We start from the raw sequence: 16,864 nt of genomic DNA, 5'->3' as shown, positions 1-16,864 counted from the left end.
ATTTATAATTCTTTAAAACAAAAGTACAATTTAAAAATGATTAGAAAAGGGAAGATTGAAGATATAGAATCGATTATGGAATTAACAAAAGCCTGTGCAAAAACCATGATTGCCAATGGTATTTATCAATGGAACGAACATTACCCAAACGCTTCTGCTTTTACTAATGATGTTGAAAGAGACGAGCTCTATGTTTTAGAATTAGATTCTGAAATAAGAGGTACAATTGTTATTTCAACTTTTATGGATGAAGAATATAAATCTGTAAAATGGCTAACAAAAAACTGTAGCAATCTTTACATTCATCGTTTGGCTATTCATCCTTCTATACAAGGTAAAGGCTTTGCGCAGCAACTCATGAATTTTGCAGAGCAATACGCTATTGAAAACAACTATAGTTCTATAAGATTAGATACCTTTTCTCAGAACACAAGAAACCAAAAGTTTTACGAACTTCGCGGCTATAAACGATTGGGAGATATTTACTTTCCTAAGCAAAGCGAATATCCTTTTCACTGTTACGAATTAGTCCTTTGAGCACAACAAAAATTACTTTAAAACACATCAATAAACTTGCTATACCAGCATTAATCTCTGGTATTTCTGAGCCTATTTTATCTTTAACTGATGCTGCAATTATTGGTAATATGGACTTAAATGCCACAGAATCTTTAGCAGCTGTAGGTATCGTTACCACATTTTTATCCATGCTCATTTGGGTTTTAGGACAAACGCGAAGCGCAATTTCATCTATTGTTTCCCAATACTTAGGCGCAGATCAATTAAGCGAAGTAAAAAACCTACCTGCACAAGCTATGTTTATCATTACATCGCTTAGCTTAATAATTATTGCTATTACCTATCCTTTAGCTTCACAAATTTTTAAACTCTATAATGCCTCAGATTTAATATTAACCTACAGTGTAGACTATTACCATATACGTGTGTTTGGTTTTCCGTTTACACTCTTTACTATTGCTGTATTTGGTACATTTAGAGGCTTGCAAAACACATTTTACCCAATGCTTATTGCTATTGCTGGTGCAGTAGCCAATATTGTTTTGGATGTTGTTTTGGTTTATGGTATCGAAGGGTTTATTCCTGCTATGCATATTAAAGGAGCTGCTTATGCAAGTGTCTTTGCACAAGTAATAATGGCACTTCTCTCTGTTTATTACATACTTAAAAAGACAGATATTCCTTTGTTGGTTAAATTTCCTTTTAACAAAGAGATTAACCGCTTTATTTTAATGATTGCCAACTTGTTTATTAGAACTATTGCACTTAATGTGGCTTTATATTTTGGAACTAGCTTTGCCACAAAATACGGCACCACTTATATTGCGGCTTATACCATAGCCATTAATCTTTGGTTTTTAGGCGCTTTTCTTATTGATGGTTATGCAAGTGCCGGAAACATATTATCAGGTAAATTATATGGTGCTAAAGACTATAAAACACTTATAGACCTTAGTAATAAACTTATAAAGTATGGTGTTGTAGTTGGTGTAGTTATTGGCTTAGTTGGTGCCATTTTCTATTATCCGATTGGTTCTATTTTTACGGATGATAAAGCTGTGTTAGAAGAATTTAGTAAGGTGTTTTGGTTGATTCTTGTTATGCAGCCTTTGTGTGCGCTTGCCTTTATATTTGATGGAGTTTTTAAAGGTTTAGGAAAGATGGAATACCTAAGAAACGTATTGTTATTTTCAACGCTTCTAGTATTTATTCCTGTTATTTTTACTACTGATGCTTTAGATTATAAACTTCATGGTATTTTTATAGCCTTCACGCTTTGGATTATAGCAAGAGGGCTCCCACTAATTATAAAATTTAGAAAAACTTTCAATACACTAATCCAAAACACTTAAATTTGAACAATAATCATTAGGAAACTCTACGCTAGTATTTATGAACTTATTAGTATCGCTTCTACAAGAAGTTAATATTGAAGAAAAGCTAAAGAACGCACCAGATGACAACTATGGTATTGGTGTATTTATAGGGTCAATGTTGCCTTTTATAATTTTAGTGATTATTGCATATGCTGTCTATAGATACAATAAAAAAAGAATGAATAATGATTAGTTTACTTATAGCAACTACTTTACAGAATAGTCAAGCTTATGAAACCGGATTTGATATTGGTTATATATTGGGTTTGTTGTTTCCTTTTGCTATAATTGGAGCTATAATATTCCTTATCATTAAGATTGTAAAAAAGAAATCAAAAAAATAAAATATGGATGTACTTCAATTTTTAGGTGGAAATGGATTGTTTTTAATACTGGCCATTGTATTAATTGTCGCTTATTTCTATAACCGTAAACGTAGATAATGAAAAATATACGTATCACAAAACAATTCTCTTTTGAAACAGGTCATGCCCTTTATGGTTATGATGGCAAATGCAAAAATGTGCATGGACATAGTTATAGGTTAGATGTAACAGTTATCGGCACGCCTATTTCTGACAATACCAATGTTAAGTTTGGGATGGTTATTGATTTTGGAGATTTAAAAAAGATTGTAAAAGATGAAATTGTAGATGTTTTTGACCACGCTACAGTGTTTAATAAAAACACACCACATGTAGAATTAGCTAGAGAGTTAGAGAGCAGAGGACATAATGTGTTACTTGTAGATTATCAGCCAACTAGCGAAATGATGGTCATTGATTTTGCCGAAAAAATAAAAAAACGATTACCAAATAATATAAAGTTACATTCCTTAAAACTTCAAGAGACAGCAACCAGCTTTGCAGAATGGTTTGCTTCTGATAATGAATAAATTTGAAATGTCACCTTGAGCGCAGTCGAAAGGTCTCATAATTATGACTGAAAGTAAATTTCAAATAAAAATCCCTAAAGGCAAAAAAATATATTTTGCCTCAGACAATCATCTTGGTGCTCCTACAAGTGAGGCTTCTCGTCCTAGGGAGAAGAAGTTTATAAGTTGGCTAGATCAAGTAAAAGATGATGCTGCGGCCATTTTCTTAATGGGAGATTTATTCGATTTTTGGTTTGAATATAAAACTGTAGTGCCAAAAGGATTTACCAGAACACTCGGCAAATTAGCCGAAATCACAGATTCTGGAATTCCGATTTATTATTTTGTTGGTAATCATGATTTATGGATGAACGGTTATTTTGAAGACGAACTTAATATTCCTGTGTTTCACAAACCTCAAGAATTTACATTTAAAATGGATACTGAGCATAGTCAAAGTACGTTTTTTATTGGTCATGGAGATGGTTTGGGTCCTGGTGATAAAGGCTATAAACGCATGAAAAAAGTCTTTACCAATCCATTTTTTAAATGGTTATTTAGATGGTTACATCCAGATATTGGCGTGAGAATAGCCCAATACTTATCTGTAAAAAACAAATTGATTTCAGGTGATGATGACGCTAAGTTTCTTGGAGAAGATAATGAATGGTTAGTAACCTATTGTAAACGTAAACTTGAAGAAAAGCATAGCGACTATTTTATTTTTGGGCACAGACACTTGCCGTTAGACATTCAGCTTAATGCTAATTCAAAATATATAAACCTTGGTGATTGGATTCAATATTACACCTACGGAGTTTTTGATGGCTCTACATTTGAATTAAAGGAATACTAAGACTTTACTTCATCGAATTTCTCTTCGATATCTTCTTGTAAATCGAGCTCTCTCAGTGGTTTATTTTTTAAGCTCATTATAACAACTGTTAAAAGGGTTACAGTACCTCCTAAAACAACCGCCAAAGGCGCACCAAAAATACGTGCTGCAATACCGCTCTCTACAGCACCTAGCTCATTAGAAGACCCAACAAACATGGAGTTTACAGCACCTACTCGACCTCTCATATGATCTGGAGTTTTAAGCTGAAGAATGGTTTGACGAACCACCATAGAAATACCATCAAACACACCAGAAAAGAACAAGGCAACAACACTAAGCCATAGTAGTTTTGAAGCACCAAAAATTATCATAAATACACCAAAACCAAATACAGCTACTAATAGTTTTTTTCCTGTGTTTTTTGTGATTGGAATATAAGTTGTAGCTACCATAGTTATAATACTTCCTGATGATAAGGCAGCATTTAAAATACCAAAACCTCTTGGTCCTGCGTCTAAAACATCTTTAGCAAATACCGCAAAAATAGCTACCGCTCCACCAAAAAGTACAGCGACCATATCTAGAGTTAATGCTCCTAAAATAACCTTATCGTTAAAGACAAATTTAATTCCAGATTTAAGACTTTCTTTTATAGATTCGTTTGTTGCTTTGTTTAAAATTGGCTTTTTACTAATTCTAAAAACCAATATCAATGCTAACATTACCAAACCAAAAATAATCCCTAAGGTATAGTGTACACCTATCCAAGCTATTAAGAATCCACCGCATAACGCACCAAACACACTTGCTCCTTTCCAGGTACTACTGCTCCATGTTGCTGCATTTGGATAGGCTGACTTCGGCACTATTAAGGCGATTAACGAAAAAATAGTTGGTCCGAAAAACGCTCTTAAAACACCTCCAAAAAACACCAAACTATAAATACCAATTAAGATGCTTTTAGTACTCCAACTTGCTTCGATTTGTTCTGAAGTCAACCAAAACAAGCCAAAACTAATTAATGAGAATAGTGCTATGCATAGTGTAAAAAGATTGCGTTTTTCCTTTCGATCTACAATATGACCAGCAAAAGGTGCCAGAAAGAACGCTGGTAAAAATTCGCAAAGCCCTATGATTCCCAAACTTAACTCATCATTCGTTAAAGAATACACCTGCCATTCTATAACAACAAATTGCATGGACCAACCAAATACCAAGGCAAATCTTACTAATAAAAATATATTAAACTCCTTAAAGCGGAGTGCTGCATATGGATCTGTTTTTGCCAAGAGTTATGCTTTTATATCTTTTAATTTTAATTGCAAGCTTACACTACCATTCCAATGATTTTCATCAATAGTGTAAGCTGCATCAAAAGTATTTCTATTTTTAATAATATCTAGTTTATCTCCCAATCCAAAACCTATGCAGACTATAGGATTACTATCAGCTTGCTTTGCAGTAAAACGCAAGTGCTTATCATCTTCGCCAACACATTTTCCCCAACCAGTATCTTGTACACCTTGTGTCATAAAAACTGGCGTCATATTTCCTGGTCCAAATGGCGCAAACTGGCGAACAATTCTATAAAGTTTATGATCTATCTGACTAAGTTCTATCTGCAAATCCACCTTCAATTCTGGTATTAACAGCTTTTGGTCTATAGTGTCTTTTACAACAGCTTCAAATTTAGCTTTAAACGCTTCATAATTTTCTGGCAACAATGTTAAACCTGCGGCATATTTATGACCACCAAACTGTTCTATAAATTCCGAACACGCTTCCAAGGCATTATACACATCAAATCCTTTAACCGATCGTGCTGAAGCGGCTAATTTTTCACCACTTTTTGTAAATACCAATGTTGGTCTGTAGTATGTTTCGGTTAGTCTAGAAGCAACAATACCAATGACACCTTTGTGCCAGTTTTTGTCATAAACAACGGTTGTAAATCGGTCTTGCTCTTTATTATTTTCAATTTGAAGTAAGGCTTCTTCGGTTATAAGTCTGTCCGTTTCCTTTCGATCTGTATTAAACTGATCGATATCTACAGCATAACTAGCCACAAGATTAAAATCGGTTTCGGTTAATAAGGTTACAGCATGGTTACCATGTTTCATTCGGCCTGCTGCATTAATACGTGGTGCTACAATAAAAACCACATCGATAATAGATAATTCATCCTTCTTTACTTCCACAATAATTGCTTTTATTCCTGGTCTTGGATTAGTATTTATAACCTGTAAACCGAAATAAGCAAGTGCTCTATTTTCGCCAACAATAGGTACAATATCTGCACCAATTGCTGTGGCTACCAAATCGAGATATTCGGTTAAATCTTCTACGGTTTGCCCTTGTTTTGAAGCTAAAGCAGTAATTAACTTAAAGCCAACACCACAACCACAAAGTTCTTTAAAAGGATACTCACAATCTTCTCGCTTAGGATCTAAAACCGCAACTGCATCTGGTATTTCACTTCCTGGTCTGTGATGATCGCAAATAATAAAATCAATGCCTTTTTCTTTGGCATAAGCTACTTTTTCAATTGCTTTTATTCCACAATCTAGAGCTATAATAAGCGTAAAGTCGTTATCATGTGCAAAATCGATACCTTGGTAAGATACTCCGTAACCTTCTTCGTAGCGATCTGGAATATATGTAGCTACATTAGCCGTTCTGGTTTTTAAATATGAGGACATTAATGCTACAGACGTAGTACCATCCACATCATAATCTCCATAAACCAAGATGTTTTCTCCTTCAGCAACGGCTTTCTCTATGCGCGCAACAGCCTTGTCCATATCTTTCATTAAGAATGGATTGTGAAAATCATCAAAACTTGGTCTAAAAAACGTCTTAGCATCTTCAAAGGTTTCGATGCCACGTTGCAACAATAAAGTCGCCACAATATCATCAACCTGAAGCGCAGTTTTTAAAGCTTCAACTTTTGAAGCATCTGGTTTAGGTTTTAAGGTCCAACGCATACAAGATTACATATTATGCTTAGTTCCTATGTGGTAAATAATTTCAGTATTTACTTTAGCAAACCGCCTAAACATTTCCATAACACCACAATATTTGTCGACTGAAAGATTTACGGCGCGTTCACACTTTTTCTTATTTAAATCTGAGCCATAAAAATGATAATCAACCTGCACAGTATGATAATATTTAGGGTGTTCTTCGGTTAATTCACCTGAAACTTCAATCTTGAAATCATCTATCTTTTCGTTCATTTTATTTAAAATGGAAATCACATCTAAACCAGAGCAACCAGCTAAAGATGACAACATCATAGCCTTAGGAGACAATCCATAGCGTTCTGTTTGCCCTTTAATATCTGTATCCATTTTTACGGTTTTTCCACTAGGGTTGTCCGATTCAAATGTTAATCCTCCTTGCCAATGTGTTACTATTTTATGTGCCATTTTTCTTTACTTTAATTTTTAGAACTGCTATCTTGTACATTCAAAAATACCACTAAAAAAATAACTATGGCATTAGTAACTCCGTTATCTCCAGAACACGATTTAGAAACCAAAGAATTAGCAGAATTCTTTAATGAAACACTAGGGTTTTGTCCTAATTCGGTCTTAACAATGCAACGCAGACCAGCCATTAGCAAGGCTTTTATTAATTTGAATAAAGCCGTAATGGCAAACGAAGGTCGTGTAACTTCAGCCTTAAAACGAATGATTGCTTGGGTTAGCAGTAATGCTACTGGTTGCCGATATTGCCAGGCACATGCTATAAGAGCCGCAGAGCGTTATGGTGCCGAGCAAGAGCAATTAGATAATATATGGGAGTACAGAACGCATCCTGCTTTTAATGAGGCGGAGAGAGCAGCTTTAGATTTTAGTTTAGCGGCTTCTTTGGTACCTAATGCGGTTACTGCTGAAATAAAAGAACGCTTATACCAACATTGGGATGAAGGTGAAATTGTAGAAATGCTTGGAGTAATTTCGTTATTTGGGTATCTAAACCGTTGGAACGACTCTATGGGTACAGATATTGAAACTGGTGCTGTAGAGAGTGCGAACCAATACTTAGGTAAACATGGTTGGGAGAAAGGAAAGCATGATGGAACCAAATACTAAAAAAATTATGTTACTAAAAAAGTATAGTCTTCTTATAACTCTAGGCCTCATATTATTTGGCTGTAAGTCAGAAAAGGAAACCTCAAAAGATGATTCCTTTACTTTTATTGAACGTAATTCCTACTTAGTAGACAGTTACAACGGTTTAGATTATTATCGCTTAACTGAAACCACAAAGCTTATGGATGGCTACTATGTTGTAGGTGATGAAACTAAAAAATGGGAAGAGTTTGAATGTAAAAAAGGCTTATTGAATGGAGACTATATTGTATTTCATGAAAATGGTGAGATTTTCTCTTTTTCAAAATATGCTAATGGGAAACTGAACGGTGAGGAGTTAATGTATGACCCTTTAGGAAACCTGACCAAAAAAAGCATGTATAAAAATGGTGTTTTAGTAGATAGTCAATTTACGTATTTTGATACCGGAAAAGTAGAGTCTGAAATAAAATATGAAAACGGTCAAAAGGTAGAAACGCTTTATTACAATATGCTTGGTCATATAGTATCACAATCTTTTATAAAAAATAGCCGAACCATTACTCAACGTCTCAAAGACGGGAAATTATACTCTGAAATGGTATCCTCTAATTACGATGATTATAAAACCATAAAATTTTTTAACGAAGACGGAAGCACCAAAGCATACTTAAGAAAAATTGAAGAACGCGATAGCCTTTTTATAGTAGAGCTTAACGATGACGGTAAGGAAATAAAGCGTGTTAATGTACAGTCCAATCCTGTTGAAGCCTCCCAATATTCTAAGTTGTTTAACTAAAAGACGTTTTCTCATATCATTTTATTAAACCTCATCAGAAATGGTGAGGTTTTTTGTTTTATACACTTTACTCATTCATTTGGGCACTTCACTCATTCCTTATTTCTAGCCAATGAAGTTGGTTATACATTTGAATCAACCAACACACACAACTATGGCTAGAATTTCATTTAAAATATTCGTATTGCTGATATTATTCCCTGTGTTCTGCTTCGCTCAAGAAGGAACTGTAACAGGAACACTAACCACTTCATCAGACGGCTTGCCTTTGCCTGGAGCCTCTATCATTGTTAAAGGAACGACCTACGGAGTTCAAACCGATTTTGATGGTAATTACAGTATAAAATGTAATGTAGGTGACATAATAGTAATTAGTTATGTTGGCATGAACCCTAGAGAAATATTGGTAACAGCCGATATGTTTGGGGCCTCACAAAAGACCTCTGTTGAGCGTAAAAAAGTAAAGCTCATTGAAACTGACGCTTATAGTGAAGCTTTAAAAAATAAAAAAAGGAATAGCTTTAAAATTCCTTCTATTAGAGATGCGAAACACCGTTACAACAAAAAAGACTATTATAACACCTTGTACAGAGTTAAAGACATTCATCTTGACCCAGAACATGTTATCCTAACCTATTTTAATCCGGATATTTATTTCCAGGTTGGTGTAAAATCTAACTTAAGTTTTCAGTTTGTTAAGGAAAGTAACTTGCCAAAATTACAATCCTCTTTTAGCCAAGGTGCTACCGAAAATGGATCTATCGCTTTTTTAGGGCCAGAAACAGGAAACATCTTTTCTTATGGACCAAACCTCAACACTTTAGAATTTGATGGAAGTAATTATATATACGACAATAACGGTAAATTGGTTGCGCTGGGCAATGGAAATGGTGTTAGCTCTAAGCAATACAATAATAGTGTTTTAAATACTGCCATCAATAGATTTACCAATGTCTATTTTGATGTTGACACCAATAAATGGACAGCTGGAATTGATTTTAGTCATAAAAATACCGATGATATTTTTGGTAGAGCACAAAAAATAAACAACGATCTCGCACTAAATTTTAAAACACTTTATGGTAATAGCGAAAAACTAAGTTGGAAATCCTTTGTTAAGTATAGTAATTGGAAAAACAACCAGCCTAACATTAATGGATTTAGAAACAACCTTCTTTTAAATTCATGGGTAACACCTGTGTCTTTTGACAATGGTCAAGGCAGTGTTTTACCAGATAATACACAGCGTAGTTTTAGCCCAACCAACTATAACAATCCTGAATGGTTGTTTAACAATAAAAACTATGATGCCAACACCTTATTTGTAGCCAACCTAGAAAATGACATAGATATTGGAAGTGATTTTAGTATTGGAAGTCGACTAAGCTATAAAACAGTAGAAAACGAGCAATACTTTGGCCTGTTTACCAATACTGTAGGTTTTGAAAACGGTTATCTAAGCAACAAAACCATAAAAAACAATAGCTTCAATGCTATGCTAGACTTGCACTATGACAAGTACTTGGGAGATTTTTCCATAGATGTACGTTCCATTACTAGATTTAAAAATGAGCAATTAGATTATACATTTAAAGAATCTGAAGGGTTTGATGCATTTACCTTTTCAAATCCAAACAATACAAGTGTAATTTCTAATCGTATTGATAGAAATGTGCTGCGACCACATCAATCTATTGCCTTAAAATACAAGAGGTACTCTAAAATTGTATTTAGTAATACTGCGTATATCTCTTCCATTCAGAAAAATAAATTGATTTTACCTTCATCTGTCATAAAAGTTGATTTAGCAGATATTTTAGATATCTATGATTTTAGTGATTTCTCCCTCAGCGCAACAAGTGCTTTTGATGTTAATGAAATGCCTCTTTTTTACAACAATCAAAGCCATAATAGCCTGCAATTGCTACCTTCAGAAAGTCTTGGCTACACTAGTAATTTTGACTTATTTATAAACGAAGATTTAGATTTAGAAGAGCGACACGATTATTCCTTTAATCTCGATTTAGATTTTTATTTATGGGATGTTAATTGGTATTTCACTGCTAGCTATTTTGGTTCAAAAACGAAAGGAAGTGTATTTCCTGTTTTAGAAGGCAATCAATTCCAACTTCAAAATATTGCAGATATTACCAATAAAGGTCTAGAGCTACAATTGGATGTCTCTGAAAGGTTTGGCAGAACGCGTTGGAATAGCACGATAAGTTTTATGACCAACCAAAACAAAGTTACCAACCTTTACAATAATGAAGAGCGTGTACCAATTGCAGGTTTTCAAAATGTGTCTAAAAACTTAATCGTTGGCCAACCTGCTGGTGTCATTGTAGGAACTGCTTTTGCAAGAGACAATCGAAACAATATCATTATAGATAGCAATGGCTACCCAATTGTAGATACAGATCAACAAATTATAGGTAATCCTGTACCAGATTTTACACTTGGCTTTTCTAATCGTTTTACCTGGAAGAAATTAAAATTCCATTTCACGTTAGACTACCAAAAGGGTGGAGATACTTGGAATGGAACCCAAAATGTACTCAATTATTTTGGTACATCACAACAATCTGCAGATCAAAGAAACATTACAAATTATGTTTTTAATGGTGTAAATGCACAAGGCAATACCAATACAATTCCTGTAGATTTTTATAATCCTGAAGATGGTATTGAAAACAACCGATTTGTTCGCTACGGTTTTAGTGGTATTGCAGAAGAAGCCATTGAAGATGCCAGCTATCTTAACCTAAGAACCGTCGAACTATCTTATGATTTTGCTAAAAACAATCATGGTTTTTTCAGACAAGTTGAAATAGGGCTTTACGCTCACAACCTCATCACATTTACAAAATACAGAGGAGCATCCCCTTATTCATCACTTTTTGATACCAATTCTGGACATAATCTTAACTTTTTCAATACTCCTTTAATGAGTGAGGTTGGGCTAAAAGTCAACTTAAAAATATAAACACTATGAAAAAACTTATACAAAACACCAAACTTTTGGTAATTGCCGGACTTTGCTTCTTCACGTTGCTGTCTTATAAAGCTTTTGAAGCATTTAATAATCCAATAGAGAAGATATACACACAAACGGACAGACCATTCTATTTTCCTGGAGAAAGCATTTGGTTTAAATCTTATATCGTAGGTGCAGACAATACTATTACGACCATCAGTGATGTAATGCATGCGGAATTAATTTCACCTAAAGGTGCTATTGTAAAATCCTTAAAACTCAATGTAAAACAAGGATATGCTTACGGAAATTTTGATATAAGCTCGGATTGGGTTGGTGGCATTTACACTTTAAAATGCTACACCAATTGGATGCGTAATTATGGTGAAGATTCATTTTTCACAAAAAAAATCACTATTCAAAAAGTGGTAAAACCTAAGCTGTTACTTAATTTAAAATTCGAAAAAGAAGGCTACGGAAAATCCTCTGAAGTTATCGCAAATCTTGAGGTTAAAGATTTAAAGAATCAACCTTTATCGCATACTGAAGTTACGTATAAAGTGAGTGTAAAAGGCACAGACATTATAAAGGATGTTGTGGTTACAGACAAAGACGGTAAAGCCAAACCTAGCTTTACATTACCAGAAGACTTGGAGTCCGTTGATGTGGTTTTAAACGCTTTGGTATATCACAAAGGCACCACAGAATCTATCTCAAGAGCTGTTCCTGTGGTTTTAAACACTATTGACCTTCAGTTTTTGCCAGAAAGCGGCAAAATTGTAGCTGGCACTTTAAACAAAGTTGCTTTTAAAGGTCTTAATGAATTTGGAAAACCTGTAGATCTCAAAGGAGATATTGTAAATGCGAAAGGAGAAACCGTTTCAAACTTTGAAAGTTTTCATGATGGTATGGGAAGCTTCAATTTTAACCCAAACAAAGACGAGGTTTACTATGCTAAGATTACAGAACCTTTCCGTTCTGAGGAATTAATTCAGCTACCAAAAGTGTACGAAAACGGTGTTCGATTTTCTGTTACAACAGATAGTCTATCAACCAATTTAGATGTTTTTTCAACCTATAGCACACCTTTATTTCTTGAGGTTTCTAATGCAAGTGCATTGCTCTCAAAAAAGGAAATTGGCCTCAAAAAAAATATAAGCTTAAACACTTCAGAATATCCTATGGGTATTACCAAATTCAGTCTAAAAAATGAATATGGCAGCACATTCGCAGAGCGTTTGGTGTTTCTAAATCCTCATAAAAAACTTCATGTAGACCTCAGCCTAGATAAGGAGCTGTACAATACCAGAGAAAAGGTAAAACTTACTATAAAAACATATGATGAGAAGCAGAATCCTATTCCTGCAAACTTATCATTAGCCGTTGCAGATAATAAATTACTGTCCTTTGCTGATGACAAGCAAGACCATATTTTATCTTACTTATTGGTGTCTTCTGAGCTGAAAGGTAAAATTCATAAGCCAGATTTTTACTTGAATCCAAAAGAGCCAAAATCAAAAAAAGCAATAGATTATGTGATGCTAACCCATGGTTGGCGAGACTATATCAATGCTCCTACAGTTACTAAGGAAAATGCACAATACCTACCAGAACAGAGTGCTATACAAACTGGTGTTGTGCTCAACAAAAAAGGGAAACCAACCCAAGCACATTTACTGCTTTTTGATAGAGATGGTAATAAAGTTTTGGTTTTTGACACCGAAGAAGATGGTTCTTTCGCTTTTAAATTCAACAATAATTATCACTTGACTTTATTGGCTTATAAAGACAATGGAGAACGTGTTACCATTGAAGAAACATCCTTAAAAGAAGGACGACACTACAGTCAAACTCCAACTAAAAACGTTGAAAACAAAGAGAACATTAAGTCTTTTGATAAAAATGAAAAACCACTACAAAAGGCTATTAAACAAAAGGCGCAAATCTCTGTCGGTCTAGAAGAAAATAAAAATGGGTTAGACGAAGTTGTTGTTGTGGGTTACAGTACAACACGTAAAGCGAGCTTTTCAGGTGCTGCTACAATGGTTTCTTCAGAAGATATCTCAGCTTATGGCAATTCTGTAATAAATGCTTTGGCTGGCGAAGTTGCTGGTGTTAACATAATTAATCGTAGCGGGCAACCAGGTAGCGCGTCAACAGTTAGAATCAGAGGTTTGGGTAGTGTATCGGGTAATAATCAACCTCTTGTTGTGGTAGATGGTGTACCTTACGACAGTTCAACGTTGAGTGATATCAATCCTCAGCAAGTGAATAATGTGGTGGTTCTAAAAGATGCTGCTGCAACTAGCATTTATGGTTGTAGAGGCTCAAATGGTATAATTCTCATAAATACAAAACACGGAAAATATCCAAATAGTAGTGGCGCAGTAAAACGATTAAATAACAGAGATTATAAAAATTACGCTGTAAAGCAATTTTATCACTATAATCAAAACTACACAGACACTCCAAGAAGTTTCTACATGCCAATTTATGAAGGAAAAAATCTACCAGAAGAGCGTACTGATTTTAGACAAGCCATATACTGGAATCCAGTAGTACAAACCAATGCTGATGGTATTGCCGAAATTGAGTTTTATAATTCTGATGCTGTAACGTCGTTTAAAATTTCTGCTGAAGGGATTGGTTATAACGGTCTTGTGGGCAAAACAGATAAATTATATGCTACCAAGAAGTTATTGAACATAGACATTAAAACACCTAATTATATGGTGTTAAATGACACCATTTCATTACCAATTACCATCACAAATGAAACTGAAAAAGCCATGGAAACTAATTTAAAGTTTCTATTACCTAAACATTTGAAATTAGTGTCGTCTTTTGATGAAAAACTAAACGTGGAAGCTAAAAACGCTATCACCAAAACCATAAAAGTCATACCTATTGAAAAGGGTAAGGACTTAGACATTTCCATTTTGGCAGAATCTGAAGATTATAAGGATCTCATTAAGAAAAAGGTAACTATTTTAAGCCCTTACTTTCCAACTTCTTTGTCATTGTCTGGTTCAAAAACTCAAACGTTTGACTTCGAAATTAACAATGCTGTTAAACATAGTATTACCACAGAGTTTAATATTTACACAGACATTGTAGGAGATGTTATGGATGGTATTGAATCTTTAATCCGTGAGCCTTATGGATGTTTTGAGCAAACATCATCTTCAACATATCCTAATATTATGGTCTTAAAATACCTAAAGGAAGCTGACAAAAGCAATCCTGAAATTGAAGCTAAAGCTCTAGATTTTATAAAACAAGGTTATAAAAGGCTTATTGGTTTTGAAACTTCTGAAGGTGGTTTTGAATGGTTTGGTCATACGCCTCCACACGAAACCTTAACCGCTTATGGTGTTTTGGAATTTACCGAAATGAAAGAAGTATACGATGGTGTAAATGACAAAATGATTTCCAGAACTGTAGATTGGCTCTTAAGCCGAAAAGACGGTAAAGGTGGTTTCAAAAAAAGTGAAAAAGGCTATGATAGTTTTGCCAGTTCACCAACAGATGTTGCCAATGCTTACATTGTCTATGCATTAAGCGAATCTGGTGTCAATGCAGATTATATGCTAGAGTATAATACAGCCTATACAGATGCTGTAAAGAGTAATGACACTTATAAAATGGCATTACTAGCCATGGCTAGTCATAACCTCAATAAAGAAGAAAACTTTAAAACACTTTTAACCAAAATAAAAACAAATATTGAGGAGTATGGTTTTGATAAAATACCTGTAGAAAATACAATTACAAGATCTTACGGTAACTCAAAACAGATAGAAACCGTAGCGCTTACAACATTGGCTTTAATGGACGAGAAAAATGAAAATACAATGCTTGTAACAGAAGGTATAGATTATCTGATTAAGCAACGTAAAAACAACCGTTTTGGCTCTACTCAAGCAACAGCAATGGCTCTTAAAGCACTGATTAATTACACAAAAAGTCAAAAGCAAAAAATACTTAAGGAAAACGATGATATCACCTTAATAATTAATGGTAAATCCATAACTAAAAAATTAGAACTTTCAGACAATGGAAAAATCACCATTAACGGTTTTGAAAACCATCTAAAACAAGGAAAACAGACTATTGCAGTTAAGTTCAACAACCCAAAGGCAACATTTCCTTATACCTTAAATGTAAATTGGGATAGTACTTTACCAGATAGTTCAAAGGCTTGCCCTTTGCAACTCGAAACAACAATTACTGGACAAAACCATGCGGTTGGCGATAATGTAAGTTTTAATATCTCTGTTGCAAACACCAATGCAGAACCCTTAGGCATGGTAACCACAATTGTTGGCGTACCATCTGGAACAACAGCTCAACCTTGGCAACTAAAAAAGATTTTAAAAGAAAACAAGGTCGCTTTTTATGAGGTTTTTGATAATTATCTAGTGTTTTACTGGCGAGAATTTAAAGCTTCAGAAACCAAAAATATTAGGCTAGACTTAAAAGCTGATATTGCTGGCCATTACCAAGCACCTGCAAGTACTGTTTATCTGTATTATGGAGATGAAAACAAAACTTGGATATCAGGAAACATCATTGATATTAAAGATTAGTAATTTCTCATATTTTTAAAGTTGAAAAACCTCATCAGAAATGGTGAGGTTTTTTACCTCTTCCCTCCAACCACAATAACAATCTCACCTTTTGGTGGTTTGTTGATATAATGTTCTAAAACTTCTTTTGCTGTTCCTCTTACAGTTTCTTCGTAAAGTTTGGTAAGCTCTCTCGATACACAAACTAGTCTATCTTCACCAAAGTACTCACAAAAATGCCCTAAGGTTTTTACTAACTTATGTGGACTTTCATAAAAAATCATAGTTCGGGTTTCTTCTGCTAAAAGTAACAATCTGGTTTGGCGACCTTTCTTTACAGGTAAAAAACCTTCAAACACAAACTTATCGTTTGGCAAACCACTGTTTACCAAAGCAGGTACAAATGCAGTAGCGCCTGGCAAACACTCAACCTCAATATTGTTTTCTACACAGGCTCTAACTAATAAAAATCCAGGATCTGAAATCGCTGGTGTACCAGCATCACTAATCACAGCAATTGTAAGTCCAGACTTTAGTTTTTCAATGAGATTATTCACCGTTTTATGCTCGTTATGCATATGGTGACTTTGCATAGGAGTATTAATCTCAAAATGCTTTAAAAGCTTTCCAGATGTTCTAGTGTCTTCGGCAAGTATAAGATCTGCTTCTTTTAAAACCTCTACAGCTCTAAAAGTCATATCCTTCAAATTTCCGATTGGTGTGGGTACTATAAATAGTTTCATCTATTTAAATTTAATCAAATACTTGTTTTTCAATCACTTAATTAGTTTGATGGGCAATATTTTTTATTTGCCAAATACCTATTATGGGCTTTCATTC

14 protein-coding genes are annotated in these 16,864 nt (G+C 34.4%); 10 read left to right on the top strand and 4 right to left on the bottom strand.

The annotated features are described in order from the left end of the window. Positions 1 to 36: 36 nt before the first annotated feature. The 6 genes from ACXAFS_RS02130 (at position 37) to ACXAFS_RS02105 (ending at position 3,625) form a co-directional block, all read left to right on the top strand. Positions 37 to 537, top strand: a complete 501-nt coding sequence (locus ACXAFS_RS02130) for a GNAT family N-acetyltransferase (RefSeq protein WP_475304985.1) — start codon at positions 37 to 39, stop codon at positions 535 to 537. Continuing rightward, a complete protein-coding gene (locus ACXAFS_RS02125) occupies positions 534 to 1,871 on the top strand; it encodes an MATE family efflux transporter (protein WP_475304984.1) in 1,338 nt (445 codons plus the stop codon). The genes ACXAFS_RS02130 and ACXAFS_RS02125 overlap by 4 nt, the downstream gene beginning before the upstream one ends. A gap of 40 nt (positions 1,872 to 1,911) precedes the next feature. Beyond that, positions 1,912 to 2,088, top strand: a complete 177-nt coding sequence (locus ACXAFS_RS02120; RefSeq protein ID WP_475304983.1) for a hypothetical protein — start codon at positions 1,912 to 1,914, stop codon at positions 2,086 to 2,088. Continuing rightward, the gene (locus ACXAFS_RS02115) at positions 2,081 to 2,239 is read left to right on the top strand and encodes a hypothetical protein (RefSeq protein ID WP_475304982.1); all 159 of its coding nucleotides are present in this window, start codon (positions 2,081 to 2,083) and stop codon (positions 2,237 to 2,239) included. The genes ACXAFS_RS02120 and ACXAFS_RS02115 overlap by 8 nt, the downstream gene beginning before the upstream one ends. A gap of 98 nt (positions 2,240 to 2,337) precedes the next feature. Beyond that, on the top strand, positions 2,338 to 2,790 hold the full coding sequence (locus tag ACXAFS_RS02110) for a 6-pyruvoyl trahydropterin synthase family protein (protein ID WP_475304981.1): 453 nt from the start codon (positions 2,338 to 2,340) through the stop codon (positions 2,788 to 2,790). Positions 2,791 to 2,854: 64 nt separating this feature from the next. Beyond that, a complete protein-coding gene (locus ACXAFS_RS02105; RefSeq protein WP_475305908.1) occupies positions 2,855 to 3,625 on the top strand; it encodes a UDP-2,3-diacylglucosamine diphosphatase in 771 nt (256 codons plus the stop codon). On the opposite strand, the gene ACXAFS_RS02100 is transcribed toward ACXAFS_RS02105, so the two are convergent. The 3 genes from ACXAFS_RS02100 to ACXAFS_RS02090 are packed head-to-tail and all read right to left on the bottom strand — an operon-like array spanning position 3,622 to position 7,035. Beyond that, a complete protein-coding gene (locus ACXAFS_RS02100) occupies positions 3,622 to 4,896 on the bottom strand; it encodes an MFS transporter (RefSeq protein ID WP_475304980.1) in 1,275 nt (424 codons plus the stop codon). The two genes, ACXAFS_RS02105 and ACXAFS_RS02100, sit on opposite strands and share 4 nt — an antisense overlap. Before the next feature lie 3 nt (positions 4,897 to 4,899). Continuing rightward, complete coding sequence (gene recJ, locus ACXAFS_RS02095; protein WP_475304979.1) at positions 4,900 to 6,591, bottom strand: single-stranded-DNA-specific exonuclease RecJ; 1,692 nt, start codon at positions 6,589 to 6,591, stop codon at positions 4,900 to 4,902. Positions 6,592 to 6,597: 6 nt separating this feature from the next. After that, entirely contained in the window at positions 6,598 to 7,035 is a 438-nt protein-coding gene (locus ACXAFS_RS02090) for an OsmC family protein (RefSeq protein WP_475304978.1), read from the bottom strand. Positions 7,036 to 7,101: 66 nt separating this feature from the next. Between ACXAFS_RS02090 and ACXAFS_RS02085 the strand changes: the two genes are divergently transcribed. From ACXAFS_RS02085 to ACXAFS_RS02070, 4 genes are all read left to right on the top strand, one after another. Further along, positions 7,102 to 7,704: a carboxymuconolactone decarboxylase family protein gene (locus ACXAFS_RS02085; protein ID WP_475304977.1), complete on the top strand. Its 603-nt coding sequence runs from the start codon at positions 7,102 to 7,104 to the stop codon at positions 7,702 to 7,704. Continuing rightward, entirely contained in the window at positions 7,664 to 8,482 is an 819-nt protein-coding gene (locus tag ACXAFS_RS02080; RefSeq protein ID WP_475304976.1) for a toxin-antitoxin system YwqK family antitoxin, read from the top strand. The genes ACXAFS_RS02085 and ACXAFS_RS02080 overlap by 41 nt, the downstream gene beginning before the upstream one ends. Positions 8,483 to 8,636: 154 nt before the next feature. After that, a complete protein-coding gene (locus ACXAFS_RS02075) occupies positions 8,637 to 11,465 on the top strand; it encodes a carboxypeptidase-like regulatory domain-containing protein (protein ID WP_475304975.1) in 2,829 nt (942 codons plus the stop codon). Between the two features lie 5 nt (positions 11,466 to 11,470). Then, positions 11,471 to 16,045 carry a TonB-dependent receptor plug domain-containing protein gene (locus ACXAFS_RS02070; protein ID WP_475304973.1) on the top strand — a complete coding sequence of 1,525 codons (4,575 nt, stop codon included), beginning with the start codon at positions 11,471 to 11,473 and terminating at the stop codon, positions 16,043 to 16,045. Between the two features lie 53 nt (positions 16,046 to 16,098). Here ACXAFS_RS02070 and rsmI read toward each other — a convergent pair whose 3' ends face one another. Then, positions 16,099 to 16,767, bottom strand: coding sequence for a 16S rRNA (cytidine(1402)-2'-O)-methyltransferase (rsmI, locus tag ACXAFS_RS02065; protein WP_475304972.1), 669 nt, complete (start codon positions 16,765 to 16,767; stop codon positions 16,099 to 16,101). Positions 16,768 to 16,864 lie beyond the last annotated feature (97 nt).

The sequence above is a fragment of the Winogradskyella sp. ABM4_392 genome, assembly GCF_056160445.1.
Note: the sequence above shows the minus strand (reverse complement) of the source record. Positions and strands in the feature narration are given on the sequence as shown.

What these genes read in the sequence shown, in the direction of transcription:
- ACXAFS_RS02080 (WP_475304976.1), top strand. Translation starts at nt 7,664, where the DNA reads ATGGTTGGGAGAAAGGAAAGCATGATGGAACCAAATACTAAAAAAATT.
- ACXAFS_RS02070 (WP_475304973.1), top strand. Translation starts at nt 11,471, where the DNA reads ATGAAAAAACTTATACAAAACACCAAACTTTTGGTAATTGCCGGACTT.
- ACXAFS_RS02130 (WP_475304985.1), top strand. Translation starts at nt 37, where the DNA reads ATGATTAGAAAAGGGAAGATTGAAGATATAGAATCGATTATGGAATTA.
- ACXAFS_RS02085 (WP_475304977.1), top strand. Translation starts at nt 7,102, where the DNA reads ATGGCATTAGTAACTCCGTTATCTCCAGAACACGATTTAGAAACCAAA.
- ACXAFS_RS02110 (WP_475304981.1), top strand. Translation starts at nt 2,338, where the DNA reads ATGAAAAATATACGTATCACAAAACAATTCTCTTTTGAAACAGGTCAT.
- ACXAFS_RS02075 (WP_475304975.1), top strand. Translation starts at nt 8,637, where the DNA reads ATGGCTAGAATTTCATTTAAAATATTCGTATTGCTGATATTATTCCCT.
- ACXAFS_RS02090 (WP_475304978.1), bottom strand. Translation starts at nt 7,035, where the DNA reads ATGGCACATAAAATAGTAACACATTGGCAAGGAGGATTAACATTTGAA.
- ACXAFS_RS02120 (WP_475304983.1), top strand. Translation starts at nt 1,912, where the DNA reads ATGAACTTATTAGTATCGCTTCTACAAGAAGTTAATATTGAAGAAAAG.
- ACXAFS_RS02115 (WP_475304982.1), top strand. Translation starts at nt 2,081, where the DNA reads ATGATTAGTTTACTTATAGCAACTACTTTACAGAATAGTCAAGCTTAT.
- rsmI (WP_475304972.1), bottom strand. Translation starts at nt 16,767, where the DNA reads ATGAAACTATTTATAGTACCCACACCAATCGGAAATTTGAAGGATATG.
- recJ (WP_475304979.1), bottom strand. Translation starts at nt 6,591, where the DNA reads ATGCGTTGGACCTTAAAACCTAAACCAGATGCTTCAAAAGTTGAAGCT.